This window comes from Streptomyces sp. NPDC087906 (genome assembly GCF_055584925.1).
In genome coordinates this window covers 176,041-202,422 of sequence record NZ_JBVJLC010000012.1, presented here as the reverse complement: position 1 = coordinate 202,422, position 26,382 = coordinate 176,041, and the positions used below count along the sequence as shown (strand labels likewise).

The following is a 26,382-nucleotide window of genomic DNA, read 5'->3' as shown; positions in this document are numbered from 1 at the left end:
GCGGTCAACTCATCCGTCAAAAGCGGTCATAGCATCACAAGACATGTCCACCGTGCGCAAGCACCTGATCACTCCGTGTTGACGGCAAGTTGGGGCAAAAAGCCCAAAAGCCCCACGCCGTAGCGGCGTGGGGCAGGGGAGGCCAAGGGCTCAGAACTCGTAGTCGGCGATCACCCAGGTGGCGAACTCACGCCACTGCGCGACGGCCGCCTGATGCGCCGGATGCTCGATGTAGCGCCGCAGCGCATCGCGGTCCGCCGTGGCGGAGTTGATGGCGAAGTCGTACGCGATCGGCCGGTCGCTGATGTTCCAGGCGCACTCCCAGAACTCCAGCTCGGGGATCTGCCCGCCGAGCGCCTCGAACGCCCGCGCGCCGGCGACGGCGCGCGGCTCGTCCCGGGAGACGCCGTCGTTGAGCTTGAAAAGGACCAGGTGGCGGATCACGGACACTCCTTGGGGGCGACGGGAGCGCCACAGCAGGACCGCGTCATGTGCGGGTCGTCATGTGCGGATCGTCAGGTGAGGGTCACTGGACGAGCTGGGTCATGAACTCGCCGACGCCTTGCGCGGCGCTCGATATGCCCTCGAACCCTACCTGGACGAGTTCGGCGGCTTTGGCCGGCGAGGTGATGATCGTATACAGCACGAAGACGACCGCTCCGTAGAGAATTATCTTCTTAGCCGCTGCCATCTTGTGTGCTGCCTCCCCTGCCGCCCCGATGCAGTCGCGTGAGTCTAACCGTATGAACGGGACCGGACAGCAACTGATCGGTTCCGGTCAAGAAATAAGATCGCTGAGCCCTTGTCCCGCAGCCCGGCTGACGGTCCGGCAGTCGTCGGCGAAGACGAACTCCGCGTCGACCTGTCGGCCTTCGAGCACCTCGGCCGTCCAGTACCTGTTGTCGTCCCACATCCGCGCGAGCGGCAGGTCGTCGACCGGGTACCAGGCCGGGGCGATCTCGTCGCACTCCCTAGCTGTCCCGACGGCCTTGTCGGTGACGAACACCGTCACCTGCTGGTCGTAGGACGGCCGTGCCGGGAAGCGGAAGACCAGTTGCGCCGCCTGGCGCAGGTCGCTCTCGGCGGCCACGAGTGACGACTCCTCGGCCAGTTCGCGCACGGCTGCTCGCACCGGTGTCTCGCCGGGCTCGACCTTGCCGCCGAGGCCCACGACGTTCCCGGCGCCCATCCCGCGCTTCTTGTGGCCGAGCAGCACCTCCCGCCGCCCGTCGGCCGCGGTCCGGGTCACCAGGCACAGGCACGTCGAAGGCAGCGAAGTCAGTGACATCCCGGCATCATCGCCGGTGGGGGGACGGGCGAAGTCACCGGGGGGACGGGCGTGTTGGGCGTACCCGGGCAAGTGGCCTGCCCGGCGGGGGAGTTCCAGGTCAGACGCTGTCGGAGGCATCGGCCGCGCCCTCGGCGGCTGCAGCGTAACGGCGCGCCAGGAGCCCGAAAGCGGCCGTCAGCTCGGGCGGTCCGACGACCTCGATGGCGGCGTCGAACATGCCGACGGCGGCGGCCAGGGCCGGCCAGGACCACGAGCCCAGGACGAGCCGGCAGCGGTTCGGGCCGAGTTCCTCCACGACTCCGTCGCGGGCGAAGCGGGCGACATCGGCGGCGGGCAGGTCGAGGACGACCTCACCGCGGCAGGGCCAGTCGCCGGAGCCGGAGCTGGAGCCGTCGCCAGAGCCGCCGCCCGAGCCGCCGCCCGAGCCGCCGCCCGAGCCGCCGCCGGCGCTGTCGCTGCCGCCGCCCCCTCCCTCCGCCGCGCCGCGGAACCGCCCGGTCACGAAGCCCGCCACCGACCCGCCGGGCAGCTCGCGCGGGGTGAAGCGGGGGCCCGTGGGGGTACGCGGGGTGATCCGGTCGGCGCGGAAGACGCGCCAGTCATCCCGGTCGAGGTCCCACGCGACGAGATACCAGCGACCGCCCCGCACGACGAGATGGTGCGGCTGCACCCGGCGCTGCGCGGACCCGGCGGGCGCGTAGTCGAAGCGCAGCACCTCATGGGCGCGGACGGCGGCGCTGAGCGCCACGAGTACGCCGCTGTCGGCCTGCGGTTCCTGCCTGCCCCGGCCCCAGGGCTGCTCGACGGCGGTGACCTGGAAGGCGTCGATACGGTGCCGCAGCCGCGCGGGCATGACCTGCCGGACGGTGTTCAGGGCGCGCGCCGCCGCCTCCTCGATCCCGGCCCCGGTGGCGGCGGCCGTCCGGAGCGCGACGGCGAGGGCGACGGCCTGCTCGTCGTCGAACAGCAGAGGGGGCAGTTGCGTACCGGCCCCGAGCCGGTACCCGCCGTCCGGGCCCTTGGCGGCGACGATCGGGTAGCCGAGTTCGCGCAGTCGGTCCACGTCGCGGCGTACCGTCCGCGGACTGACGTCCAGCCGCTCCGCCAGCAGTGCCCCTGGCCAGTCCCTGCGGGCCTGGAGCAGCGAGAGCAGCCGTGCTGAGGTCTTCGGCATGAGCCCAGGATGCCCCGAGTAGCGGACAGCACCTGACCACTACTCCTGCGAATGTGTGCCATGTGCCGGAGAGCGACGACCGCAACAGAGACGGCATTCGCAACAGCAACAGCAACAGCAACAGCGACAGCGACAGCAACGGCAACGGCAACAGCAACGAGAACGACCGGAAGGACCCGATCACCATGTCTACGCCCCCCTCAACGCTCGACGCCGAGCGCGCCGACCTGCTCGACGCACTCGCGGCGGCGCGATCCGCCCTCACCGGCACGGTGGCCGGGCTCAGCGACGAGCAGGCCGGGGAGCGTCCCACCGCCAGCGCGCTGTGCCTCGGCGGGCTGATCAAACATGTCGCGTCCATCGAGGAGGGCTGGCTGCGCTTCGCGGTCGACGGCCCTTCGGCCATGAACCACGACCTGCCCGAGGGCGTGAGCTGGGCCGATCTGGCGGCCGGCACCGCACGCGAGATCCCGCAGTGGATGATCGACCACCAGAACGACTTCCGGATGCTGCCGGGCGAGACGCTGGCCGGGGTCCTCGCACGGTACGAGCAGGTCGCCGCCAGGACCGAGGAGATCGTCGCCTCCCTCCCCGACCTGTCGGTGACGCACCCGCTGCCCGTGGCTCCCTGGCACGAGCCGGGAGCGGTACGCAGCGTGCGCCGGGTGCTGACGCATCTCGTCGCGGAGACGGCCCAGCACGCGGGACACGCGGACATCCTGCGCGAGACGCTGGACGGCCGTACCGCGACCTGAGCGGCCTTGACGTCCGAGGGACCCCGACCACACACCAGGATCTGACCGAACGTGACGAAGACCCCGGCGGCCACGAGATGACCGTTCTCACCACCCGCGCGCTCAACCGCGCCACGCTCGCCCGCCAGTTGCTGCTCGACCGCGCCGACATCCCGGTCGTCGACGCGGTCGCGCACCTCGGCGGTCTACAGGCGCAGGAACCGCAGGAGCCGTATCCGGGGCTCTGGTCGCGGCTGCGCGCGTTCGACCCGGCGGTGCTCTCCGGGCTGCTGGTCGGACGGAGCGTGGTGCGCACCCATCTCATGCGCCGCACGGTCCATCTCGTCACCGCCGACGACGTACTGGCCTGGCGGTCCCGGCACGGCGCCATGCTGCGCCAGCGGGTGCTCGGCGTCTACCGCGCCGAGCTGGCCGCCGTGGACCTCGACGAACTCGCCGCCGCTGCCCTGGCGGTGATGGCCGACGGCCAGCCGCGCTCGATGACCGAACTCGCGCGGGCGCTCGCCGAACGCTGGCCGGCCCCGGGCCACCGGGCGCTGGGCGAGATGGTGATCGCCGCGCTCGTCCCGATGGCGCAGTTGCCGCCGCGCGGGTTGTGGCGCACCCGGGCGGGGGTACGCAACGTCCTGCTCTCGTCCTGGCTGGGCCGCGAGATCGACCCGCCGTCCCCGGACGCCACCGATCCGGTGGGCCAGGCGCTGGTACGCCGCTACCTGGCCGCTTTCGGCCCGGCGTCCTCGGCCGACCTGCGTGCCTGGTCCGGCCTCGCGGGCCTGCCGGCAGCGGTGGCGGCTATTCGCCACGAGCTGGTCAGCTTCCGCGACGAGAGCGGCCGACAGCTCCTCGACCTCCCCGACGCCCCGCGCCCCGACCCGGACACCCCCGCCCCCGTACGGTTCCTGCCGGCCTTCGACAACGCGATCCTCGGCTACCAGGACCGCACCCGCGTCATCGACGCCGCCCACCGGGGCCTGTCGGTGGCGGGCGAACGCGTCGTCCTGGTCGACGGCCGGGTCGCCGCGACCTGGACGGTGGAATCCGGCGCGGTGACGGTCACGCCCCTGCGCCCCCTCTCCCGGCCGGTCCGCACAGCGGTCACCGACGAGGGCCGGGCGATGGCGGCGTTCCTCTCCGACGACGAAACGGACGAGGTACGGGTCGCCCCGTCCTAGCCGGTGCCGTCAGCGGCCGAGGGCCTTGCGGAGCTGCTGCTTGTTCATCGACGAGCGGCCCTCGACGTTCTTCTCCTTGGCCTCCTCGTACAACTGATCCCTCGTCGGCCCCTGAGCGCCGCTGTGCGAACGCTCGCCACCGCGCTGGGAGGCCGACTTCGGGTCCTTGGTCGAGACCTTGCTCGCGGTCTTCGCCTCGCCGGACCTGGCGCGCTCCTTGTTGACCGTCCGCGCGGCGATCTCCTCCGCTCGCCCGGCGGAGATACCGCGCTTCTCGGCGCTCTCCTTGACGTGCTCGTACTGGCGCTCACGCTTGGGGCTGGAACCTGCGGGCATGGCACTCTCCTCCGGCCGTTGTCCCTTGGCCTTCGTCTCTCGGTTGACCGAAGACGCAGCGGAAAAACCTCCCCAACCCCACCGTACGACGGGCAACGAAAAACCGCCCCTGACCTGGCTTCCAAGGTCAGAGGCGGTTCTTGCTGGCGGTAGCGGAGGGATTTGAACCCTCGGTGAGTTTCCCCACACTCGCTTTCGAGGCGAGCTCCTTCGGCCGCTCGGACACGCTACCGGGAGAGATCCTAGCCCACGGTGGGCCGTGGTCCGAAATCCGTTTCGCAGAGATGCCTCAGAGCTGCCTCAGAGCTGCCTCAGAGACGCGTCAGAGATGCGTCAGAGACGCGTCCGAGGCGCGTCAGAGGGTGCGGAAGAAGGACGTCAGGAGGTGGGAGCACTCGTCGGCGAGTACCCCTTCGATCACCTCGGGGCGGTGGTTGAGGCGGCGGTCGCGTACGACGTCCCACAGCGAGCCGGTCGCGCCCGCCTTCTCGTCGCGGGCGCCGAAGACCACGCGGTCCAGCCGGGACTGGACGATCGCGCCCGCGCACATCGTGCAGGGTTCGAGGGTGACGACCAGGGTGCAGTCGGTGAGGCGCCACGCGCCGAGTTTGCCGGCCGCCCTGCGGATGGCGAGAACCTCCGCGTGGGCCGTCGGGTCGGCGGTGGCCTCACGTTCGTTGTGGGCGGCGGCAAGCAGCGCCCCCTCCGGGGACAGCAGGACGGCGCCGACCGGCACATCGCCGGCTCGCGCCGCCCGTGCGGCCTCGGCCAGGGCCTGGCGCATCGGCGCCTGCCATGGATCGCGTACCGGGTCGGGCACGGGTTCGTGCCCCAGCACTATCGGACAGTCTCCAGAACGTCGGCGGCGCCGAGAGCCTCCGCGATCTCGGCCATCGCGTCCGTTTCCAGTGCCAGCAGGTCCGACTCGGACAGCCCGAGGTCGGCGAGGATCTCGCGGTCCCCGATCGGTCCTGCCGTCGCGGCCTCCCCGCTCGTGGCGGGGGTGTCGTCGTCGTCCTCCTCGTCGCTCACGTCCGGTTCGCCGTCCTCCGTACCGTCGAGGTCCAGCGTGTCCAGGTCGGCTGCCGGGTCATCATCGTCCGCGCCGATCAGTTCATCGATGAGAATCTCCCCGTACGAGGAGCGTGCGGCCGCGGCCGCGTCAGAGACGTAGAAACGAGGATCTTCCTCGCCCTCCACACGGACGATGCCGAACCAGGCATCCTCCTGCTCGATGAAGAGGAGAACTGTCTCCTCGTCAACCGAGGCTTCACGGGCCAGGTCGGTGAGGTCCGACAGGGTTTCCACATCGTCGAGATCTGTATCGCTCGCTTCCCACCCGTCTTCGGTGCGCGCGAGCAGTGCGGCGAAGTACACCGTGACTCTCCCACTGGTCAGAGGTGTGACGGTCCGGCGGTGCGCTGCTCTGTGCCCCGCCCACTCGGAATCGTGGCAGAAACTCGCGCTGTGCGAGAGGTCTTCCACCGTTGCGTCGTGCGGCCATTTTATTCACCGCCCGTTCGCCGCCAAGCGCCGGATACCCCTCGGGCCGCGTCTGGACGGTCACGAATCGGGAACGGCGTCGGGCGCGCCCGGCGGGCTACCGCGGGTCACCCCCGGTTACCCGTGCGTAGGGAAACGGTGGTGCGGAGAGTTGAGGGGGGCAGACGAGTGCGCGCCGCCGTCACCACCGGAACGTACGCATCCGCATCTGCTGGCGCATCCGCGCCGCCCGCGCCTGCCGGGGTTTCACCCGCTCACGCAACGCCTTCGCCTCGTTCAGCTCGCGCAGGAACTGCGCGCGGCGTCTGCGCCGGGCGGCCTCCGCCTCGGCATCGTCCTGTGCGGGGTCGCTCTGCGGCTCCTGGTCCGGCATCGACGCTCTCACCACCCCTTGGCTGCGGGTCCTCCACTCACACCTTCCCGCAGGGGCCGGGGTTGATGCCCGTGTGTACAGCCATGGCCTTCGCTCACCGGCCCGGCCGTTACTGTGGTCGCCATGCGCATTCACGTCGTCGACCACCCGCTGGTGGCGCACAAACTCACCACGCTGCGCGACCTGCGCACCGACTCCGCCACCTTCCGGCGCCTCGCCGACGAACTGGTGACGCTGCTCGCCTACGAGGCCACCAGGGATGTGCGTACCGAACAGGTCGACATCGAAACCCCCGTCACGGCGACGACAGGCGTGCGTCTGTCGCACCCGCGTCCGCTGGTCGTGCCGATCCTGCGGGCCGGTCTCGGCATGCTCGACGGCATGGTGCGGCTGCTGCCGACCGCCGAGGTGGGCTTCCTCGGGATGATGCGGAACGAGGAGACGCTCCAGGCGTCGACCTACGCGAGCCGCATGCCGGAGGACCTGTCGGGCCGTCAGGTGTACGTGCTCGACCCGATGCTGGCCACCGGCGGCACGCTGGTCGCCGCGATCCGCGAACTGATCAAGCGCGGCGCCGACGACGTGACCGCCGTGGTGCTCCTCGCGGCGCCCGAGGGCGTCGAGGTGATGGAACGCGAGCTGGCGGGCACGCCGGTCACCGTCGTCACCGCCGCCGTGGACGAGCGCCTGAACGAGCACGGCTACATCGTCCCCGGCCTCGGCGACGCCGGGGACCGGATGTACGGCACCGTCGACTAGGCCGGGACGAGGCCGGACAGGACCGGGGCGGGACAGGACCTGGGCCGGTCAGGACCTGGGCCGGTCAGGACCTGGGCCCCGTACTCGGCCTCAGGCCGGGTACCCGTCGGCGGCGCTCAGTGCTCCGTCGCTCGCGCTCAGTGCTCCGTCGCCCTGATCGACTTCGCCGGTGACCCCAGCTCGGCCGTGCAGCCGGGGTCGGCCGCCGGCTTCGACAGCGCGGCCAGCGCCTGGTTCGCGTCCTTCGGGACCGTCAGTTGCCTGAAGGCCGTGCCGAGGATCAGGTCGACGTCCCGCGTCTTGCGGGTGTCCGTCTTCGGCGTCGCCCCCTTGAGCTGGGTGCCGAGGACGGACAGCGACGTGTCCGATGCCGTCGGGGCGCCGAGCAGTATCCCGGTGCCGGGGACCTTCTTGTCGTACGCGGCGGACGCGTTGCCCACCTTGCCGATGACGAAGCCGCGTTTCTTCAGCTCGTCGGCGGTGCTCTGCGCCAGCCCGCCGCGCGGTGTCGCGTTGTAGACGTTGACCTTGATCTGACCGGGCTTCGGCAGCGCCTTCACCGGTGCTTTCGACGGCTTGCAGGCGGGCTTGCGGTCCGCCGCGCTGGTCTGCTCGCCGTCGCCGTCGAAGACGTGGATGAGCTGCAAGGTCCCCCAGCCGGCCAGGCCGAGGGCGACGACGGCGGCGACGGACACGAGCACGATCCTGCGGCGATGACGTGGGCGGCGCATGCGGGGGTACTTGTCACCCGTGATGCGGTACTTGCCGCCCATGCCGGGGGGAGTGAGCATGCTCATGTGCGAAGCGTAGTGCGCGCCGAGTGTGTTTCCTACTAAATGATCAACGGGTTGGGCCGAGAGGGTGGGAATGCCCCCGAAAGGCTCAGTCGACGATCGGCCGAACGGTCTCCCGAGGGTCCGCCGGGACGGCTTTTCCCCGGCCGCTCAGCCTCGGATCGGACCGCTCAGCCTCGGATCGGACCGCTCAGCCTCGGATCAGGCCGCTCGCTCAGCCTCGGTCCAGCTCCAGCACCCGCGCGTGCAGCACCTGGCGCTGCTGGAGCGCGGCACGCACCGCGCGGTGCAGTCCGTCCTCCAGATAGAGGTCGCCCTGCCACTTCACGACATGCGCGAACAGGTCGCCGTAGAACGTGGAGTCCTCCGCGAGGAGCGTCTCCAGGTCGAGCTGGCCCTTCGTGGTCACGAGCTGGTCGAGGCGGACCGGGCGCGGCGCGACATCCGCCCACTGCCGGGTGGATTCCCGGCCGTGGTCGGGATACGGCCGCCCGTTACCGATGCGCTTGAAGATCACACGGAAAGCCTACCGGTCGAGCGGCTCCGGGCGCAGCCAAGGCGACGTAGTCCAAAAGTGACATTCACCGTTAAAGCGGGAGTGGCGCACGAGTGGAGCGCTTCCCTCCGCTCCGGTGGTTCCCTCGAACGGGTCTGTGGCCGGGTTTACGGGCGCTGCGGCGCCGTCCCCGGCGCGGCCGTCAGCGGGGCCAGATCGTGCGCGTACGTGCCGACGGCGTCGGCGATCACATCGATGTTGTTGTCGAAAGCGGTCATTTTGATGTTGGACAGGTCGTCACATGCCAAGTGGTAACAGGCGTCGTACGCGACACCCGCCTCGCCGCCGAACCGCTCCGCGTCACCCCGCGTCTTCACCACCTCCGCGCCGGTGAACGTACCGCCGGACGGGATACCGGCGGCGACGAAGGGCCCGTAGTCGGAACGGCCGTCGAAATCGGCGCCCTTGTGCGCGATCCCGCGGCGGTCGAGGAAGGCGTTGATGCCCCGCTCCACCTGCGCCGAGCCGGCCGGTCCCGGGCCCGCGCCCGTACCGTCCGAATCGTCGCCGTCGTACACGAGCTGGGCGAAGTTCGGCGAGGCGATCATGTCGAAGTTCAGATAGAGCGCGACGGCAGAGCGCTCGGCGGGGGTACGGGCCTTCACGTACGCCTCGGAGCCGAGCAGCCCCAGCTCCTCGGCCGACCACCAGGCGAAGCGCACCTTGTTGTCCGGGCGTTCGCGGGTCGCGGCGAGCCGCAGGGCGACTTCGAGCAGTCCGGCCGAGCCCGAGCCGTTGTCGTTGATGCCGGGGCCCTTGCCGACCGAGTCGAGATGCGCGCCGAGCATGACGGTACGCGCGGGGTCGCCGCCCCTGGTCTCGGCGATCACGTTGCGGGTGGTGCGCCGCTCCTGGAGCTGCCGTACGTCCATGGTGACCCGCACCGCGTCGGCGGCCCCGCGCGCTGCCCCGCCCGCCGCGGCCTTCTTGACTGCCGCGGCCTTCTTGACGGCAGCGGCCTTCTTGACGGCAGCGGCCAGCGCCGTACCGTCCTTGCGCGCGATCCCGCCGGTGGGGATGCCATCCGTGGGGCCGGTGCTGCTCTCCGCACTGCCGAGGGAGCCGCTCAGCGCGCCGTCCGCGTTGTTGTAGATCAGCGCTCCGACAGCTCCAGCCGCCGCCGCGCGCCGCTGCTTCACCGCGAAGTCGCAGCCGCCCCGCTCGATGAGCGCGATCTTCCCCGTGACGCTCCCGGACGCGTAGTCGGCGGGCTCGCAGCCGGTCGTCGCGTCCACGGGGACGGCGGCGACCGCCGCCGTGATGCCGCCCTCGGGCGTGGACTTCGTGTACGACATGGCCGTGATCGCGATCTCGCGCCGCTCGGGCGCCCGTACTGTCAGCTTCTCGGCGAGCGTCTCGATGTACGTGAAGTCGAAGGGCTCGTACGAGACGTCGTAGCCGGCGTCTTCGAGCTGGTCGTGCACATAGCGCGCCGAGGCGTCATGACCGGCCGAGCCTGCGGCGCGGTTGCCGCCGGACGCGTCGGCGATGGCCTGGAACCGCTCCAGATGGCGGTACGCGCTCTCGGCCGACGCGTCCCGTACGAGTTCACGGGAGAGCCGCGCCGCGTCCCGGGCGGCGTCCGTGGCAGCATCTCGGGCCGGGTCGTGCGCCGGGGCGGCGCCCAGCATCAGCGGGACGGTGAGGGCGGTGGCGGCCAGGGTGGCGACGAGGCCGCGGGAAGGTCCGCTCACTTCTCGCCCTCCTTCGCGGACTTCGCGGACTTCACGGACTTCACGGACTTCGCGGATTTGGCCGCCTTCGCCGCCCGTTTCGCCTCCTGCTTGAACGCCCGCACCTTCGCCAGCGACTCGGGCCCCGTGATGTCCGCCGCCGAGCGGTACGAGCCCTCGTCCCCGTACGCGCCCGCCGCCGCGCGCCAGCCCGTGGGCCGCACGTCGAATTGCTTGCCCAGCAGGGCCAGGAAAATCTGCGACTTCTGCTTTCCGAAACCGGGCAATGCGTTCAGTCGTTCGAGTACCTCGGCGCCGGTGGCGACTTCTCGCCAAATCGTCGTCGGATCTCCGTCGTAATGGTCGACCAGATACTGGCAGAGCTGCTGGACGCGCCCCGCCATCGACCCCGGATACCGGTGCACGGCCGGCTTCTCCGAGAGCAGCGCGGCGAACGCCTCCGGGTCGTAGGCGGCGATCTGCCGCGCGTCGAGGTCGTCGCCGCCGAGGCGTACGGCGATGGTGTACGGGCCGGAGAAGGCCCACTCCATGGGGACCTGCTGGTCGAGCAGCATGCCGACCAGGGCGGCCAGCGGGCTGCGGCCGAGCAGGGCGTCGGCCTCGGGCTGCTGGGCGAGCCGAATTGTGGTGCTCATTCGGGAATGATCTCGCGGCTCGCGGGCGGGCGCATGCACGCCACGCAATTCCCATGTGTTCATATGACTGTTTCGTCGCGCGAATGGCCCAACCGGCGGAAGGGTAGAGCCCGGCCCAGGAGAACTGATTCCGGAACCCTTCGGGACCGGAACCTTCGGGAAAGGCCGCGCACCGGTGACACAGCCTTTTGAACTGCCGGATTTCTACATGCCATATCCGGCCCGGCTCAACCCGCACCTGGAGGAGGCGAGGGAGCATTCCAGCAGATGGGCCAGGGAGATGGGGATGCTGGAGGGCTCCGGCATCTGGGAGCAGCACGACCTCGACTCCCACGACTACGCGCTGCTCTGCTCGTACACGCACCCGGACTGCGACGGGCCCCAGTTGTCGCTGGTCACGGACTGGTATGTGTGGGTGTTCTTCTTCGACGACCACTTCCTGGAGATCTTCAAGCGCGACCATGACAGGGAGGGCGGCAAGGCGTATCTCGACCGGCTGCCCCTCTTCATGCCGATGGATCTGACCGACGGGTTCCCCAAGCCGACCAACCCGGTCGAAGCCGGGCTCGCCGACCTCTGGGCCCGTACGGTCCCCAGCATGTCCATGGCGTGGCGGCAGCGGTTCGCCGAGTCCACGGAGAATCTGCTGAACGAATCCCTCTGGGAGCTTTCGAACATCAACGCCGAGCGGGTCTCCAACCCCGTCGAGTACATCGAGATGCGCCGCAAGGTCGGCGGGGCGCCCTGGTCCGCCGGGCTCATCGAGTACGTCAGCGCCGAGGTCCCGGCGGCCCTGGCCGAGACGCGGCCGCTGCGGGTCCTGCGGGACACGTTCTCGGACGGCGTCCATCTGCGCAACGACCTGTTCTCGTACCAGCGCGAGATCGAGGAGGAGGGCGAGCTGAGCAACGGCGTGCTCGTGCTGGAGACCTTCCTCGGCTGCACGACGCAGGAGGCGGCCGAAGCCGTCAACGACCTGCTGACCGCGCGCCTCCAGCAGTTCGACAACACGGCCCTCACCGAACTGGGCCCGCTGTTCGTGGAGAAGGGCACCGACCCGGCGTCCGTCGCCGACACCCTCGCCTATGTGAAGGGCCTCCAGGACTGGCAGTCGGGCGGCCATGAATGGCACATGCGCTCCAGCCGGTACATGAACGGGGGCGGTGCCGACACGGACGAGACGGCGGGCCCGCTCTTCCCGAAGACCCCGGTCGGCCGGGGCACGGCCGCATCCGACTTCCTCAAGACGCTTACCGCGGGCGGTCCGGCCCGGCTGCGCAGCCACAGCCATGTCCCGTTCCAGCGCGTGGGACCCTCGCAACTGCCCGACTTCCAGATGCCGTTCGAGGCGACGCTGAGCCCGCATCTGGACGCCTCGCGCGAGCATGTCGTCGCCTGGGCGGCGCGGATGGGCATCCTGGAGGAGCAGCCGGGCATCCCGAACTCGGGCGTGTGGGACGCGGACCGGATCCGCCGTATCGACCTGCCGCTCTGCGCGGCCGGCATCCACCCGGACGCGACGCCGGAGGGCCTGGACCTGTCGTCCGACTGGCTGGCCTGGGGGACGTACGGGGACGACTACTTCCCGGTCGTCTACGGCACCACCCGCGACCTGGCGGGCGCGAAGGCGTGCAACGAGCGCCTGTCGCTGTTCATGCCGGTCGAGTCCCTGGAGGCCGCACCACCGCCCGCCACCGGGCTCGAACGCGCGCTGGCCGACCTGTGGGCGCGTACGGCCGGTCCGATGGACGTCGACGCCCGGCGCACGTTCCGCAAGGCCGTCAAGGACATGACGGAGAGCTGGCTGTGGGAGCTGGCCAACCAGGTGCAGAACCGTATCCCCGAGCCCGTCGACTACATCGAGATGCGCCGGGCGACCTTCGGCTCGGACATGACGATGAGCCTGTGCCGGATCGGCCACGGCAACGTCGTACCGGAGGAGATCTACCGCAGCGGACCGATGCAGGCCCTGGAGCACGCGGCGCAGGACTACGCGTGCCTGCTCAACGACGTCTTCTCGTACCAGAAGGAGATCGAGTTCGAGGGCGAGGTGCACAACGGCGTGCTCGTCGTCCAGAACTTCTTCAACTGCGACTATCCGACGGCGCTGCACATCGTCGACGACCTGATGAACTCGCGCATGCGCCAGTTCCAGCATGTCGCCGCCAACGAACTGCCCGTGCTGTACGACGACTTCGACCTGAGCGCTGAGGTGCGGGAGGTGCTCGACGGATATGTGAAGGAGCTGGAGAACTGGCTCTCCGGGATTCTCGTCTGGCATGCGGGCTGCCACCGCTACAAGGAGTCGGACCTGCTCCAGGACCGCGCCGAGCCGCGCTGGATGCCGCCGACGCTGACCGGGCGCGGCACATCGGCGGCCAGGATCCTGCTGCCGGCGGGTAGTTCGGCCGGTTCTGGGGGTGCTGTCCCGGCTGTGCCCCAAATGGCACCGTAACCCTCGCGGGGTGTGATCCGTTCGCCATCCGGTCGACGCAGATCGAGTGGATGGGGGCCGTGGGTGGCGAACGGATATGCGCGTGAGCGGTACGGAGGGCCTGGGAGGCACGGAGGGCCGGGGAGGCACGGAGGGGACGGGCGTACGGCGGCGGTGCTCGAAGCCGTCTCCGGACGCGTCCCGGGGGAGCCCGTCCCGAACGAGGCGCTGCCCGCCGCCTGGGGCGTGGACGACGCGTGGGTGCGCGGCCGTACGGGCATCGGCAGCAGACACCGCGCGGCGCCGGGGCAGTCGACCGGCGATCTCGCGTACGAGGCGGCCGAGCCGCTGGTGCGCGCGTCGGCGGCGGCGGGCCGGACGGTGGACGCCGTCGTGCTCGCCACCGCGACCCCCGACCACCTCTGCCCGGCCACCGCACCCGCGCTCGCCGCGCGCCTCGGCCTCGGGACCGTGGCCGCCCTCGACATCGGGGCGGTGTGCAGCGGTTTCGTCTACGGACTCGCCGTCTGCCGGGGGCTGGTGGTCTCCGGCCTCTACGAACGGGTGCTGCTCGTCGGCGCGGACGTGTACTCGACCTGGCTCGACCCGCAGGACCGTTCCTCCGGTGTGGTGTTCGGCGACGGCGCGGGAGCCGCGCTGATCGCGGCCGGTCGGACCGGCGATCCCGGTGAACTGCTCGCCTTCGACCTCGGCAGCGACGGCACGGGATACGAGCTGATCACCGTGCCGGGCGGCGGCGCCCGCTCCCGGGCCGGGGCTCGCTCCCGTTCTCCGGCGACGGCCGAACCGCCCCCGGCGGGCGACGAGTTCTTCCGGATGCAGGGCCGCGCCGTCTACCAGCACGCCGTCGAGCGGATGACCGGCTCCTGCCGCGCCCTGCTGGACGAGGTCGGCTGGGCGGCGTCGGACGTCGACCACTTCGTACCCCACCAGGCCAACGCCCGGATTCTGCGCTCCGTCGCCGACCGGGTCGGTATCGCGGCGGAGCGCTGCGTCATCCACCTGGACCGGGTCGCCAACACCGGCGCCGCGTCCATCCCGCTGGCCCTGGCGGACGCGGCGGGCCGTGGCCGGTTCCACACCGGCGACCGGGTGCTGCTCACGGCCTTCGGCGGCGGTCTCACCTGGGGCTCGGCGGCGTTCCGCTGGCCCGGCACGCAGAACGACGGTGCGCAGGACAACGGCACGCAGAACAACGGTACGCAGAACGACGAAAGGAATCCGTCATCGTGACGAAAACAGCGGCGGGCTCGGTGGCGGTGACCGGCGTGGGTCTGGTGACCCCGGCAGGCGCCGACGAGGAGTCCTTCTGGCAGGGCCTGTGCGCCGGGCGCTCGTTCGCCTCCCGGCTGCCCGAACTGGCGGATCAGCCGGTGGACTTCGCCTGCGCGGTCGGCGGTACGCGGGGTCGGGACGGCAGTGGTGGCACCGGCGGCTACGACGTGGACGCGGCGGTCGGCGGCCGGTCCGGCTGGCGGATGGCCCGGTTCGTGAAGCTGGCGCTGATCGCGGCGCGCCAGGCGGTGGCCGACGCCGGACTCGACCCGAAGACCTGGGACGGCAGCCGGGTCGGTGTGGTGCTGGGCGTCGGGGTCGGCGGCGTGTCCGTACTCGTCGACAACGCGCTGAAGCTGCACGAGCAGGGGCCGGAGGCGGTCTCGCCGCTGCTGGTCCCGATGATGATCCCGAACGCGGCGGCGGGCGAGGTCGCCATCGCGCTCAAGGCGCAGGGCCCCAGCCTGGCGCCCGCCACGGCCTGCGCATCCGGGGCCACGGCCATCGCCGCCGCCAAGGACCTGCTGGCGACCGGCCAGTGCGACCTGGTCGTGGCGGGCGGCGCCGAGTCCGTGCTGACCCCGCTGGTGGTGACGGCCTTCGCCCGGCTCGGCGCGCTGTCCCGGCGTACGGACGATCCGGCGGGCGCTTCGCGGCCGTTCGCCGCCGACCGCGACGGGTTCGTCATCGGCGAGGGCGCCGCCATGCTCGTACTGGAACGGGAGTCGGCGGCGCTGGCCCGCGGCCGGGCGCCGCGCGCGCTGCTGGCGGGCGCGGGCGCGAGCACCGACGCGTACCACCCGACGGCCCCCGAGCCGACGGGCCGCGGCGCGCAGGCGGCCGTCGAGGCGGCGCTGGGGGAGGCGGGCTGGAGCGCGTACGACGTGGAACACGTCAACGCGCACGGCACGTCGACGCCCCTCAACGACGCGATGGAGGCGGCGCTGATCAGCCGGGTCTTCCCGCACCGGCCGCCGGTCACGGCCGCCAAGGGCGTGGTGGGGCACACGCTGGCGGCGGCCGGGGCGATCGAGGCGGTGGCGACGGTCCTCACGCTCCAGCACGGCGTGGTCCCGCCGATCGCGAACCTGGACGCGCCGGACATCGACTTCGGCGGCGATCTCGACCTCGTGGTCAAGCAGCCGAGGCGGCAGCGGGTGGAAACGGCGGTCAGCCACTCGTTCGGCTTCGGCGGCCACAACGTGGCGCTGGCGTTCAGCCGCGCCTGAGGTCTCTCCTGCGACCGCACCCGGGCGCACCCGGGCGCACCCAGGCGCACCCGGTCGGCGAGGTCGCCGGCCGGGTGCCTTGCTGTGTGCGCTGTTCCGCGGTGTGCGGCGTGCCGCTGCGCCGAACGGCCGGGTGAAACCGCTGATCCGGGTGGTCGACGCCCAAGTGGACGAGGTATACGGCCGAACGAATGTTTCACGCGCGGGAGTGCTGAAGTGTCGTTTCTTCAGGAGTTCGCTGTCGTTCTCCTCGCGTGACCGTGATGATCAACAACACCGCCGTGGACCCCACCCCCGGCTCCGTCTCCGGCCCTGTCTCCGGCCCCGTCTCCGGCCCTGTCGTGGGCCGGCTGACCGATGTGCTGTTCGGTACGGACTTCCACCGCGAGCACGCACCATGGCGCAGGATCGCCGCCGCAGAATCGTTCCGCCAAATGGCCGCGCCTGGCGGTCCCCGTCCTTCCGCCCTCTCGCCTCAGGAGCGCCTTTCGCGTGCGTACGCGCGGCTGCGCACCGTCAACGACACCCTCGACAGCCCGGCGGCGCTGGCCGCCGACCCCCGGGGCCTCGCCGCGCTGCACGAGTGGCTGGGCCCGGTCGATCCGGCCTTCACGACGGTCGCGGGCATCCACTACAACCTGTTCCTCGGCAGCCTGCTGGACCACGACGGCGGGCTAGGAGACGCGCCAGGCGGCCGCGATCTGACCGACTTCCTGACGCTGCGCCGCGTCGGCACCTTCCTCTGTACGGAGGTGGCGCACGGCAACGACGCCGCCGCCGTCGAGACGACAGCCACGTACGACCGCGACCGGGCCGGATTCGTGCTGCACACCCCGCACGCGGGCGCGCAGAAGTTCATGCCCAACACCAGCCCGGCCGGCGGTCCCAAGAGCGGCGTCGTGGCGGCCCGGCTGCTGGTGGACGGCACCGACCACGGCGTCTTCCTCTTCCTGACGTCGCTGACCGACACCGTACGGGCGCTGCCCGGCGTACGGGTACGGCGGCTGCCGCCGCGTATCGGCAGCCCCGTCGACCACTGCCTGACCTCGTTCGACCATGTCTTCGTCGGCCGCGACGCGCTGCTCGGCGGGGAACAGGGCAGGCTCGGCGCCGACGGCGGGTTCAGCAGCGCGCAGAGCAACCGCCGCCGTCGGTTCCTGGCCTCCATCGGGCGGGTCACGCCGGGCAAGCTGTCGATGAGCGCCTGCGCGGTCGGCTCGGCCCGGCTGACGCTGGCGCTCGCCGTGCGGTACGGCGGGAACCGGCTGATCAGCGGCTCACGCGCGGCCGACCGGGTCCCCGTCATCGCGCACCGGACCCACCACGGCCCGCTGGTCGAGGCGCTGGCGACGGTCTTCGCGATGACCCTGCTGCACCGTACGGCCGTCGCCGCGTGGGAGTCGCACACCGAGCAGACCAAGGCCGAGGCGGAACGGCTGGTCGCCGTCGCGAAGGGCTGGATCACCTGGCAGGCCAGGGACATCATCCTGGAGTGCCGCGAACGGTGCGGTGCACAGGGGCTGTTGGAGAGCAACGGCATGACGGACCTGATGGCGGGCATCGAGGGCGCCATCACGGCCGAGGGCGACAACGTCGCGATCTACACGAAGGCGGCGGCCGAGATGCTGTTCGCGGCGGGTGGGGGTGCGGCGGGTGGGGGTGCGGCGGGTGGTGGTTCGGCGGGTGCGGGTGCGGGTGTGGGTGCTGGTGCCGGGGCCGGGGCCGGGGCCGGTACTGGTTCCGGTGACGCTGGCCATCTCCGCGACACCAGCTACCTCACCGAACTCCTCGGCGAGGTGGAGGAGATGTGGCTCTCCCGCGCCCGCGCCCGCATGGGCGGCGTACCGCACGGCAACCCCGTCGCCCGCTGGAACGCGGCGTCCGGCGCGGCCCTGCGCGCCGTTGAGGCCCACGCGTACCGGCGGGCCGCCGAGGCGTTCGCGACGGCGGTCGACACGCTGGCGCCGGGGACCGAGGCGTACGGCCTGCTGCGAGCCCTGCAACGGCTGTTCGCGCTGCGCTGGATCGACCGCAACAGCGGCGATCTGCTCGCGCGCGGCCGGCTCACTGCCCACCACATCGATCAACTGCCTGACGTCGTTGAACGGTTGATCGCAGAACTTGCGGGCAGCGCCCCGACCCTCGTGGCGGCGTTCGCCCTGCCCGAAGAACTCCTGGCCGACCACCCCATCGGCCGGGCGCACTACACCGGCGCGTACGACGATCCGGCCGCGCCATGGCACACCGAACGGGCTCACGAGCCGGTTCACGAGTCGGCTCACGAACCATCCGCTCAGCCGTCTGCTCAGCCGTCCGCTCAGCCGTCCGCCGAGCTGTCAGCTCAGCCGTCCCTCCAGCGGACGCGGTGAGAGCGAACCGCACGGCACGACGCGTACGGAAGGCGGCGGCCGGCTGGGGCCTGCGCGCTGTCCTGTGCACGTACTGGGGAGCGGCTTACCTGCTGGCCGAGTCCCCGCCCAAGCAGCAGCCCCATTCGCTCCCTCACCCGCTCCCTCAACTCTGCTCGAAAGGAACTGACATGAACGAGATCCACCCCAAGATCACCGAGGTACTCGCCGAGACCTTCAAGGTGCCGGCCGACGAGATCATCCCCTCCGCCACGATGGACAGCCTGGAGATGGACTCCCTCGCCGTCGCCGAGTTCGCCGTCATCATCAAGGAGACGCTGGGCGTCGACGCCGACGCCGAAGAGGTACTGAGGACCGCGACCCTCGCCGACATCTCCGCCTTCCTGGACAAGGCACTTGTGGGCGTCACGCCGTGAGCGCATCCATCGCGCCGCCTGTCGTGACGAGCGCACCCCTCCCGCCGAAACCCGCAGTCGCCGTCACGGGGCTGGGCATGATCACCCCCGTCGGCAACGACACCGACTCCACCTGGGCCGGCGTCAACGCCGGGGTCTCACCGGCCCGCAGGGTCTCCGAACTGCGCGACTGCGTCGTCGACTTCGCCTGCACGGTCGACGGCATCGACCTCGACGCCGCGGTCGGCGGCCGTACCGCCTTCCGGATGGGCCGGTACGTCAAGTTCGCGCTGCTCGCGGCGCGCGAGGCGGTCGCCGACGCCGGGCTCGACCCGGCCACCTGGGACGGCACCCGGGTCGCCGTCGTGGTCGGCACCAGCAGCGGCGGCTCGGCGAGCCTCACCGAACAGGCCGTCGCCCTCGACCGGCGCGGCCCCGAGGCCACCTCGCCCACCGGCATCCTGCTGACCATCCCGAACATGCCTGCGGCCGAGATCGCCATCAAGATGCGGGCCACGGGCCCCAGCATGGCGCCGTGCACCGCCTGTTCGTCCGGAGTGACGGCCCTGTCGGTGGCCCGCGACCTGCTGGCGACCGGGCAGTGCGACATCGCGGTGGCGGGCGCCACCGAGTCGATCGTCTTCCCCGTCGCCATGACCGGTCTCGCCCGCTCGGGCGCGGCCGCGACGGCGGGACCCGACGACGACCCGGCGCTGCTGTGCCGGCCCTTCGCCGCCGACCGGCGCGGTCTGGTCATGGGGGAAGGCGCCGCGATCATGGTGCTGGAGCGGGAGGCGGACGCGCGGGCGCGCGGCGCCGTCCCCCGCGCGCTGCTGGCCGGCACCGGCGCCACCACCGACGCCCACCACCCCACGAGCCCGCACCCGTCGGGCGCCGTGGCGCAGCGCGCGGTCGAGGCGGCGCTGCTGGACGCGGGCTGGAGCGCGTACGACGTCGATCACGTCAACGCGCACGGCACGTCGACCCCCCTCAACGACGCGACCGAAGCGGCGCTGATCAGCCGGGTCTACCCCCACCGGCCCCCGGTCACGGCCCCGAAGGGCGTGCTCGGCCACTGCATGGGCGCTGCGGGCGCGATCGAGGCGGGACTGACCGTGCTGACCTTGCAGCACGGCGTCGTACCGCCGATCGCCAACTTGGACGCGCCGTCGGTGGAGTTCGACATCGACTGCGTGACGAAGCAGCCACGGCTGCTGGACCGGATCGACCGGGCGGTGAGCCACTCGTTCGGGTTCGGGGGGCACAACGCGGTGGTGGCGCTGGAACGCGCCTGACGGTTCCGGTATCCGCCTGCACGTCACTGCCGTTACGTCCCCGAAGGAGTCTCTGTGAGTACGAAATTGGCCCTTCGGGGACGTACGGCAGTCATCACCGGCGCGGCGCGCGGCGTGGGTGAGCAACTGGCCCACGCGCTCTCCGCACGCGGCGCGCGACTCGCGCTGGTCGGTCTCGAAGAGACCGAACTGGCGCGTGTTGCGGCGTCGTTGCCGGGCGAGGCCGGCCACTGGTACGCGGATGTCACGGACGCGGACGCCATGTCCCGTACGGCGGCCCAGGTCCTGGACCGCTTCGGGACGGTCGACATCGTCGTCGCCAACGCCGGTGTCGCGGCCGGCGGCCTCTTCCTGCACTCCGACGCGGACGCGTGGCGCCGCGTCATCGAGGTCAACCTCATCGGCAGCGCGGTCACGGCCCGCGCGTTCCTCCCGGCGCTGCTGGCGGCCCGTGGCTACTACCTCCAGATCGCCTCACTGGCGGCCCTCGCGCCCGCCCCGATGATGAGCGCCTACTGCGCGTCGAAGTCCGGCGTGGAGTCCTTCGCCCACACCCTGCACACGGAGGTCGCCCACCACGGGGTGACGGTCGGCGTCGGCTACCTCAGTTGGACCGACACGGACATGGCACGCGGCGCGGCCGACGACGCCGTACTCCGCGACCTACGCGCCCGCATGCCCTGGCCCGCCAACCGAACGGCCCCTTTGGCCCCGGCCGTTACCCGCCTGGCGCGTGGTGTCGAACGCCGGGCCCGTCACGTCTACGCCCAACCGTGGCTGCGGACCGCGTACTTGCTGCGGTCGGTGCTTCCGGGGGCGGTGACGCGCAGATCACGACGCGAACTTCCGGAGCTGGAGGGGGAGGGGCGTGCGGTGGTGACAACGGGCCTGCTGGGCGCGGGCGGAGCCGCCGACGCCGCCGACAGGCTCAGGGTTTGAGGTCGAGTTCGGCCCAGGTCGTCTTGCAGGGGAACGGCCCTGAGGTCACACCCCACCGGTCGGCCAGCGCCTCGACGAGCAGCAGGCCGCGGCCCGACTCGTCGTCGGAGTGACTGGCGCGTGGTGCGGAGGGGAGCCGGTCGCCCTGGGTGTCGGTCACCTCGATCCGGAGGGTGCGTTCAGCCAGGACGGTGAGAACGAGCCGAAAGTCCCTGCCCGGTGTATGGCCGTGCAGCACGGCATTGGACGCCAGTTCGGCGATGACATGAGCCGCACCGTCGAAGGGCAGCCCCCACGTGCGGAGTTGCTCGACGCTCAGCAGCCGGGCGAGGCGCGCGCCTCGGCGCGTCGAGGAGAGCTGGAGACGGAACTGTTGTGCGGGCGCCGACGCCTGAGGGGAGTTTTTGAGATTCACATCACACAGCGTGGTGGGTTGCGCATACGCTGAACAGCGACGACGCCCGTACGGACAGTGACTGTCCTGCTGGCTGTCCAGACCTGTAAGGGCTGTCCAGCGCGATCCTTTCGTGAGCGGCGTCATGAGCGATGAACGACGTCTCGGAGGCGGGGCCGTGAGCGACAGCGGTACGGAATACACGACGGACGGGGCCGACGAGCCCGACTGGCAGCCGGATCCTGAGGACGACTCAGGTCCGGTCCTTGAGGCGCTGGGCAGGCAGATCAAACTCTGGCGTCTGGCGGCGGGAATGAGCCAGGCGGAGCTGGGTGCGGCGATCGGATACAGCGAAAACCTGGTCTACAAGGTGGAGCGCGGCACACGCATCCCGAAGCCGGAGTTCCTGGACCGGGCGGACAGGGTGCTGAACGCCGGGGGCATGATCTCGGCGATGAAGCAGGATGTGGCGGAGGCGCGGTACCCGAAGAGGGTTCGGGGGCTGGCGAATGTTGAGCGTGAGGCGGTGGAGCTGGGGGCGTACAGCAACCACAACTTGCATGGCTTGCTGCAGACGGCGGAGTACACGCGGGCGCTGTTCGAGATGCGCCGCCCTGCTTACTCGGAGGACCACGTCGATCGGCAGGTCGAGGCGCGCACGGGACGACAGGTGATCTTCGAAAGGCGCCCGCTGCCGATGCTGACGTTTGTCCTGGAAGAGGTGACGCTGGGACGGCCGTTGGGCGGGAAGATGGTGCTGCGGCGACAGCTCGAACGTCTGCTGGATGTAGGGCGGTTGAGGAATGTCGAGATCCAGGTGATGCCGACGGACCGGGAGGAACACGCAGGGATGGGCGGCCCGCTGCAACTCCTCAAAATGGAGGACGGCACGGCGGTGGGACACTGGGAGGGACAGATGTTCAGCCGCATGATTACCAGCCCCAAGGAGATCCGACTCCTTGAGTTGCGGTATGGGATCATCCGATCACAGGCTCTCCCTCCAAGGGAGTCACTGGCCTTCATTGAGAAAAAGCTGGGAGAGACATGACCCGCAAGCCTTCTGTCGGAAATGGTTCAACGCTGGTGTGGTTCAAGAGCAGTTACAGCAGCAATGACGGCCCCGAGTGCGTCGAGGTGGCGGCCGCCCCCGGCGCGGTACATGTCCGTGACTCGAAGAACACCGAGGGCCCGCAGTTGGCCCTGGCACCCACCGCCTGGAACGACTTCATCGGCTACGCCTCCGGGAGTTGATGGCATGACTGACTCGACACTGCGGTGGTTCAAGAGCAGCTACAGCAGCAACGACGGCCCGAACTGCGTCGAGGTAGCCGCCACCCCTGCTGCGGTACATGTCCGCGACTCGAAGAACACCGACGGCCCGCAGCTCGCCCTCACCTCCACCGCCTGGGGCGACTTCGTCACCTACGCGTCCGCATAGTCTTCCGTCATGACAGATGGCCTAGCGGATCTCGAACGTCTCGCATCAGGTAAGTACCTCCTGGTCACCACCTACCGACGGGACGGCCGGGAGGTCCCGACCCCGGTGTGGGTGATCCGTGACGGTGACGCCCTCGGTGTCTGGACGGTCACCGGTTCCGGCAAGGTCAAGCGGATCCGCAACCGCGCCGACGTCGTGGTCTCCGCCTGTGACCTGCGCGGCAACCCGTCAGGTGCGCCGGTCGCAGGGCGGGCGGAGATCCTCGACGCCGACGGGACCAAGCGCTATCGCGGTCTGCTCGCCCGTAAGTACGGCGTGTTCGGCAGGCTTACGCTGCTGGGCAGCCGCCTGCGCCGGGGCGCGGACGGGACCGTCGGCATCCGGATCACCCTCGGCTAGGGCCTGTCCGGCGGGTGTGGGCCAACACGGCGTCGATGAGCGTGGGCCAGAGTTCGCGTGGGCGGTCGTGGCCCATGTCGGGGATGAGCAGGAGTTCGGCACCGGGCACCAGCTCTGCGGTGCGCTTTCCGCCGCTGGGGTCGATCAGTGTGTCGTCCAGGCCGTGGATCACGAGCGTGGGCACGCGCAGTTCACGCAGTGCGTCCGCGCGTGAACCGCTGAGGATCATCGCGCCGAGCTGCCGTCCGATCCCCGCCGGGTAGTAGGCGCGGTCGTAGCTTGCGGCGGCCAGTTCACGCAACGCGGCGGCGTTGCCGTAGCGCTTGGACGCCCAGACCAGTTCCCTCTCCGCCGCAGCGACGTAGCCCTCGCGGTCGGCGGGCTTCGGACCGAACAGCACCGCCTGGGCCTCCGGGCTGGGCCGGCCGTATTCGCTCTCGCCGGTCGAGGACATCATCGACGTCAAGGTCAGTACCCGCTCCGGGGCTGAGAGGGCCATCGTCTGGGCGATCATCCCTCCCATGGAGGCGCCGACCACGTGGGCACGTTCGATACCGAGCGCGGTGAGCAGGCCGAGGCCGTCGTCGGCCATGTCGAGGAGCCGGTAGGGAACCATCGCGAGCGCGGCGGGGATGTCACCCGAGCTGACGGCGGCGATGAACTCGCCCATGTCGACGGGGTGATCGTCGAACGTGGTGGACAGGCCGCAGTCGCGGTTGTCGTACCGGATCACGTAACGGCCGTGGTCTGCCAGCGCCTGGCAGAAGTCCTCGTGCCAGGCGATCATCTGCGCGCCGAATCCCATCACGAGCAGGACCGGCGGGTCCCCGGGGTCGCCGAAGGTCTCGTACGCGATGGACACCTCGGGGGACACACCAATGATCGGCATGCACGAAGCCTGCCACGGCCGGCCACGGGAGGGTGCGGGTGGGGCGGGCAGCATGGCGGCGTGGCCGATCTGCTGTGGGACGACGTGAGGTGTTTCCTCGATCCGGACTTGATGGGGTCGCTGCCGGATGTTCGTGTGCCAGGTGCCTCGGTGGAGGACTGGCAGTCGGTCCTCGATCTTGTCGTTGAGAGGGGCTGGAAGTCGCAGTACGCCGAAGGCGAGACGGTGCTTCCGGTGCCTCGCGCGGAGGCCGTGCTGGCTCGTCCTGTGGATGCCGAGTGCCCGATCCTGCGGGTCTGGCCGGCAGCCGGTGTGCTGGCCATTTTCCGGTTCTATGCCGACGACGAGATCGACTTCGACGTCAACCTGCGGGAGTTGCAGAGTCAGAGGCGACTGGATGCCTTCTGTGGCTTCCTCCGTGACATCGGGCGGCTACTTGGGCAAGCCGGTGCTGATGGATCCGGAGAGCGACCCTGGGCATCCGGTGCTCAGTTTCGATGTCGAGACTGATCGAGTAGTCCTCCGCACGGAAGCACTGGTCAGGTGACCGCACGGGCGAGGCGGAGCAGGGCCTGGGTGTGGTGCTTCCCTTGGGGGATCTTCTTGTCGTAGTAGCTCCGCGACCCCGGATCGCCCAGGGCCGCGAACGCGGAGAGGAAGAACGCCTGCTTGAGCTGCGTGTTTCCCCGCCGGGAGGGTTGTTCACCGCGGATCGAGGGCCCAGAACTGCGGGTCGCGGGCGCGAGTCCGGCGTAGGCGGCGAGGTGGCCGACGGTCGGGAAGGTGCTGCCGTCAACGACCTCGATCGACCTCAGGATCTTCGAAAGAGGGTGGGCCTCCAACTGGGCGAGCACGCCGGGGTGTAGAGGTCGGCGGTCCGTCTATGCCTCCGGGCCCGGTGACACCACCCCCGGAGGCCGGAGGCCCCATTGCGGAGCCACGAAAACGGTAACGGGGGGCCGGGGGACCACGGGCGGCGCGGGGTTCGTGGTGGCGGGTGCGGGTGCGGGTGCCGCGCGGCGGTTGCATGGGGCGACTCGGTGGGTGGTCGGCTGAGACACATGCCCCGCTGATCACCGGGGGTGGCCGGGTGCGGGTCAATGCGCATGAGCCCGAAGCTGTGCGGGCCGGAAGGATTAGCCGCCCGTGGGGCCGCCCCCTGAGATGTGAGTGTCGCGGTTGCGGTCCGGGCGTCAAGGGCGCTCCTTCGTCGCGTCGCTCCGCGATGGGCTGCGCCCACCCTTGACCCCCGGCCCTCCACCGCAAGTACCTCTTTTTTGGGGGGGCGGCCGGGGGGACCACGGGCAGGCTGGGTTCGTCGTGGCGGGTGCTTGCCCGGGTGCGGGTGCCACGCACCCGTTGCATGGGGCGACTCGGCCCGTCTCGGCGTCCACCCCCACCGGGTAGTAGCTGAGACACATGCCCCGCTGGTCACCGGGGGTGGCCGGGTGCGGGTGAGTGCGCATGGGCCGGGTCCTGTGCGGGCCGGAGGGATTAGCCGCCCGTGGGGCCGCCCCCTGGGGTTTGAGTGTCGCGGCTCCGGTCCGGGCGTCAAGGGCGCTCCTACGTCGCGTCGGCTGCGCCGATGGGCTACGCCCACCCTTGACCCCCGAACCTCCACCGCAAGTACCTCTTTTTTGGGGGGGCGGCCGGGGGGACCACGGGCAGGCTGGGTTCGTGGTGGCGGGTGCTTGGCCGGGTGCGGGTGCCCCGCACCAGTTGCATGGGGCGACTCGGCCCGTCTCGGCGTCCACCCCCACCGGGTAGTAGCTGAGGCACATGCCCCGCTGGTCACTGGAGGTGGGTGGTGTGACGGGTGTGACGGAAGACGGCCCGTGGGGCAGCCGTCGGGCGCCTTTTGCGTGGGGAGTTGCGTTCAGCGCGCCACCAGGCACACTCGGCCGGTGGGAGCACCCGGTGGGTGAATCGGATGTGACGGGTGTGACGAAAGATGCCCCGTGGGGCGGCCATCTGGAGCCTTATGCGTGGGTGGTTGCGTTGAGCGCGCGTCGGGGCGCATCAGGGCGGTGGAGTGTCCGAGCGGTGGGGCGGGTGTGACCTGTGTGCCCAGGGAGGCACCCGACAGGGGCTGCGAGTGCCCGCCCGCGCAACAGGCCCGGCGGCCGTCCACTTCCACCCCGCCATCAGGCCCATCTGTGGCCTGGGTGCCCTCGACAGCGCCCCTAACGCAACCCCCGACGCATAAGGCGCCCGATGGCCGCCCCACGAACCACCCCGCGTCCCTCCCGTCACACCCGCCCCA

27 protein-coding genes, 1 tRNA gene and 2 pseudogenes are annotated in these 26,382 nt (G+C 70.8%); 15 read left to right on the top strand and 15 right to left on the bottom strand.

Annotated elements, in window-relative coordinates; genetic code table 11:
- Positions 1-150 precede the first annotated feature (150 nt).
- The 3 genes from ACZ63I_RS29140 to ACZ63I_RS29130 form a co-directional block, all read right to left on the bottom strand.
- Entirely contained in the window at positions 151-444 is a 294-nt protein-coding gene (locus tag ACZ63I_RS29140; protein WP_469342143.1) for a Dabb family protein, read from the bottom strand.
- A gap of 334 nt (positions 445-778) precedes the next feature.
- The gene (locus tag ACZ63I_RS29135) at positions 779-1,288 is read right to left on the bottom strand and encodes an 8-oxo-dGTP diphosphatase (RefSeq protein ID WP_469342141.1); all 510 of its coding nucleotides are present in this window, start codon (positions 1,286-1,288) and stop codon (positions 779-781) included.
- A 100-nt stretch (positions 1,289-1,388) separates the two neighbouring features.
- Positions 1,389-2,465, bottom strand: coding sequence for a helix-turn-helix transcriptional regulator (locus tag ACZ63I_RS29130; protein WP_469342140.1), 1,077 nt, complete (start codon positions 2,463-2,465; stop codon positions 1,389-1,391).
- Positions 2,466-2,650: 185 nt separating this feature from the next.
- On the opposite strand from ACZ63I_RS29130, the gene ACZ63I_RS29125 reads away from it, so the two are divergent.
- Together ACZ63I_RS29125 and ACZ63I_RS29120 are read left to right on the top strand one after the other, a co-directional pair.
- Positions 2,651-3,220 (top strand): DinB family protein, encoded by a 570-nt coding sequence (locus tag ACZ63I_RS29125; protein ID WP_469342206.1) that lies wholly within the window; start codon positions 2,651-2,653, stop codon positions 3,218-3,220.
- A gap of 77 nt (positions 3,221-3,297) precedes the next feature.
- Entirely contained in the window at positions 3,298-4,392 is a 1,095-nt protein-coding gene (locus ACZ63I_RS29120; protein ID WP_469342139.1) for a winged helix DNA-binding domain-containing protein, read from the top strand.
- 9 nt (positions 4,393-4,401) lie between these two features.
- On the opposite strand, the gene ACZ63I_RS29115 is transcribed toward ACZ63I_RS29120, so the two are convergent.
- From ACZ63I_RS29115 to ACZ63I_RS29095, 5 genes are all read right to left on the bottom strand, one after another.
- The gene (locus ACZ63I_RS29115; protein ID WP_469342137.1) at positions 4,402-4,728 is read right to left on the bottom strand and encodes a plasmid stabilization protein; all 327 of its coding nucleotides are present in this window, start codon (positions 4,726-4,728) and stop codon (positions 4,402-4,404) included.
- 144 nt (positions 4,729-4,872) lie between these two features.
- A tRNA-Ser gene (locus tag ACZ63I_RS29110) sits at positions 4,873-4,960 on the bottom strand.
- Between the two features lie 123 nt (positions 4,961-5,083).
- The gene (gene tadA / locus ACZ63I_RS29105; RefSeq protein WP_469342205.1) at positions 5,084-5,512 is read right to left on the bottom strand and encodes a tRNA adenosine(34) deaminase TadA; all 429 of its coding nucleotides are present in this window, start codon (positions 5,510-5,512) and stop codon (positions 5,084-5,086) included.
- Positions 5,513-5,565: 53 nt separating this feature from the next.
- Entirely contained in the window at positions 5,566-6,105 is a 540-nt protein-coding gene (locus ACZ63I_RS29100) for a tRNA adenosine deaminase-associated protein (protein WP_041987028.1), read from the bottom strand.
- 307 nt (positions 6,106-6,412) lie between these two features.
- Complete coding sequence (locus ACZ63I_RS29095) at positions 6,413-6,604, bottom strand: hypothetical protein (protein ID WP_469342135.1); 192 nt, start codon at positions 6,602-6,604, stop codon at positions 6,413-6,415.
- 123 nt (positions 6,605-6,727) lie between these two features.
- On the opposite strand from ACZ63I_RS29095, the gene upp reads away from it, so the two are divergent.
- Positions 6,728-7,363, top strand: coding sequence for a uracil phosphoribosyltransferase (upp, locus tag ACZ63I_RS29090; protein WP_469342133.1), 636 nt, complete (start codon positions 6,728-6,730; stop codon positions 7,361-7,363).
- A gap of 137 nt (positions 7,364-7,500) precedes the next feature.
- On the opposite strand, the gene ACZ63I_RS29085 is transcribed toward upp, so the two are convergent.
- The 4 genes from ACZ63I_RS29085 to ACZ63I_RS29070 form a co-directional block, all read right to left on the bottom strand.
- Positions 7,501-8,136, bottom strand: a complete 636-nt coding sequence (locus ACZ63I_RS29085) for a LytR C-terminal domain-containing protein (protein WP_469342204.1) — start codon at positions 8,134-8,136, stop codon at positions 7,501-7,503.
- Between the two features lie 235 nt (positions 8,137-8,371).
- Positions 8,372-8,674 (bottom strand): type II toxin-antitoxin system VapB family antitoxin, encoded by a 303-nt coding sequence (locus tag ACZ63I_RS29080; RefSeq protein ID WP_041987019.1) that lies wholly within the window; start codon positions 8,672-8,674, stop codon positions 8,372-8,374.
- Between the two features lie 146 nt (positions 8,675-8,820).
- Positions 8,821-10,407, bottom strand: a complete 1,587-nt coding sequence (locus tag ACZ63I_RS29075) for a M28 family peptidase (RefSeq protein ID WP_469342132.1) — start codon at positions 10,405-10,407, stop codon at positions 8,821-8,823.
- Positions 10,404-11,042, bottom strand: a complete 639-nt coding sequence (locus ACZ63I_RS29070) for an HhH-GPD-type base excision DNA repair protein (protein WP_469342130.1) — start codon at positions 11,040-11,042, stop codon at positions 10,404-10,406. Before ACZ63I_RS29070 ends, ACZ63I_RS29075 begins: the two co-directional genes overlap by 4 nt.
- A gap of 175 nt (positions 11,043-11,217) precedes the next feature.
- Between ACZ63I_RS29070 and ACZ63I_RS29065 the strand changes: the two genes are divergently transcribed.
- The 7 genes from ACZ63I_RS29065 (at position 11,218) to ACZ63I_RS29035 (ending at position 20,999) form a co-directional block, all read left to right on the top strand.
- On the top strand, positions 11,218-13,497 hold the full coding sequence (locus ACZ63I_RS29065; RefSeq protein ID WP_469342129.1) for a terpene synthase family protein: 2,280 nt from the start codon (positions 11,218-11,220) through the stop codon (positions 13,495-13,497).
- Positions 13,498-13,650: 153 nt separating this feature from the next.
- A complete protein-coding gene (locus tag ACZ63I_RS29060; RefSeq protein WP_469342128.1) occupies positions 13,651-14,730 on the top strand; it encodes a beta-ketoacyl-ACP synthase 3 in 1,080 nt (359 codons plus the stop codon).
- Positions 14,727-16,001 carry a beta-ketoacyl-[acyl-carrier-protein] synthase family protein gene (locus ACZ63I_RS29055; RefSeq protein ID WP_469342126.1) on the top strand — a complete coding sequence of 425 codons (1,275 nt, stop codon included), beginning with the start codon at positions 14,727-14,729 and terminating at the stop codon, positions 15,999-16,001. The genes ACZ63I_RS29060 and ACZ63I_RS29055 overlap by 4 nt, the downstream gene beginning before the upstream one ends.
- Positions 16,002-16,264: 263 nt before the next feature.
- Positions 16,265-18,370, top strand: a complete 2,106-nt coding sequence (locus tag ACZ63I_RS29050) for an acyl-CoA dehydrogenase family protein (RefSeq protein WP_469342125.1) — start codon at positions 16,265-16,267, stop codon at positions 18,368-18,370.
- Between the two features lie 170 nt (positions 18,371-18,540).
- The gene (locus ACZ63I_RS29045; RefSeq protein WP_041987002.1) at positions 18,541-18,786 is read left to right on the top strand and encodes an acyl carrier protein; all 246 of its coding nucleotides are present in this window, start codon (positions 18,541-18,543) and stop codon (positions 18,784-18,786) included.
- 23 nt (positions 18,787-18,809) lie between these two features.
- Positions 18,810-20,060 carry a beta-ketoacyl-[acyl-carrier-protein] synthase family protein gene (locus tag ACZ63I_RS29040; RefSeq protein ID WP_469342202.1) on the top strand — a complete coding sequence of 417 codons (1,251 nt, stop codon included), beginning with the start codon at positions 18,810-18,812 and terminating at the stop codon, positions 20,058-20,060.
- 54 nt (positions 20,061-20,114) lie between these two features.
- Positions 20,115-20,999, top strand: a complete 885-nt coding sequence (locus tag ACZ63I_RS29035) for an SDR family oxidoreductase (RefSeq protein WP_469342124.1) — start codon at positions 20,115-20,117, stop codon at positions 20,997-20,999.
- Here the strand turns inward: ACZ63I_RS29035 and ACZ63I_RS29030 are convergent.
- The gene (locus ACZ63I_RS29030; RefSeq protein ID WP_469342123.1) at positions 20,989-21,414 is read right to left on the bottom strand and encodes an ATP-binding protein; all 426 of its coding nucleotides are present in this window, start codon (positions 21,412-21,414) and stop codon (positions 20,989-20,991) included. The two genes, ACZ63I_RS29035 and ACZ63I_RS29030, sit on opposite strands and share 11 nt — an antisense overlap.
- 157 nt (positions 21,415-21,571) lie before the next feature.
- On the opposite strand from ACZ63I_RS29030, the gene ACZ63I_RS29025 reads away from it, so the two are divergent.
- From ACZ63I_RS29025 to ACZ63I_RS29010, 4 genes are read left to right on the top strand one after another with little or no spacing between them, the layout of a single operon-like run.
- Positions 21,572-22,441 (top strand): helix-turn-helix domain-containing protein, encoded by an 870-nt coding sequence (locus ACZ63I_RS29025; RefSeq protein ID WP_469342122.1) that lies wholly within the window; start codon positions 21,572-21,574, stop codon positions 22,439-22,441.
- Positions 22,438-22,644, top strand: a complete 207-nt coding sequence (locus tag ACZ63I_RS29020; RefSeq protein WP_469342121.1) for a DUF397 domain-containing protein — start codon at positions 22,438-22,440, stop codon at positions 22,642-22,644. The genes ACZ63I_RS29025 and ACZ63I_RS29020 overlap by 4 nt, the downstream gene beginning before the upstream one ends.
- Positions 22,645-22,648: 4 nt before the next feature.
- Complete coding sequence (locus tag ACZ63I_RS29015) at positions 22,649-22,831, top strand: DUF397 domain-containing protein (RefSeq protein ID WP_469342119.1); 183 nt, start codon at positions 22,649-22,651, stop codon at positions 22,829-22,831.
- Positions 22,832-22,840: 9 nt separating this feature from the next.
- Positions 22,841-23,230, top strand: coding sequence for a PPOX class F420-dependent oxidoreductase (locus ACZ63I_RS29010; RefSeq protein ID WP_469342118.1), 390 nt, complete (start codon positions 22,841-22,843; stop codon positions 23,228-23,230).
- Here ACZ63I_RS29010 and ACZ63I_RS29005 read toward each other — a convergent pair.
- The gene (locus ACZ63I_RS29005) at positions 23,217-24,119 is read right to left on the bottom strand and encodes an alpha/beta fold hydrolase (protein WP_469342116.1); all 903 of its coding nucleotides are present in this window, start codon (positions 24,117-24,119) and stop codon (positions 23,217-23,219) included. The two genes, ACZ63I_RS29010 and ACZ63I_RS29005, sit on opposite strands and share 14 nt — an antisense overlap.
- A 60-nt stretch (positions 24,120-24,179) precedes the next feature.
- Between ACZ63I_RS29005 and ACZ63I_RS29000 the strand changes: the two are divergent.
- Positions 24,180-24,666 (top strand): annotated as a pseudogene (locus ACZ63I_RS29000) (hypothetical protein).
- A 4-nt stretch (positions 24,667-24,670) separates the two neighbouring features.
- On the opposite strand, the pseudogene ACZ63I_RS28995 reads toward ACZ63I_RS29000, so the two are convergent.
- A pseudogene (locus ACZ63I_RS28995) lies at positions 24,671-24,994 on the bottom strand (transposase); the annotation flags it as partial.
- Positions 24,995-26,382: the final 1,388 nt, after the last annotated feature.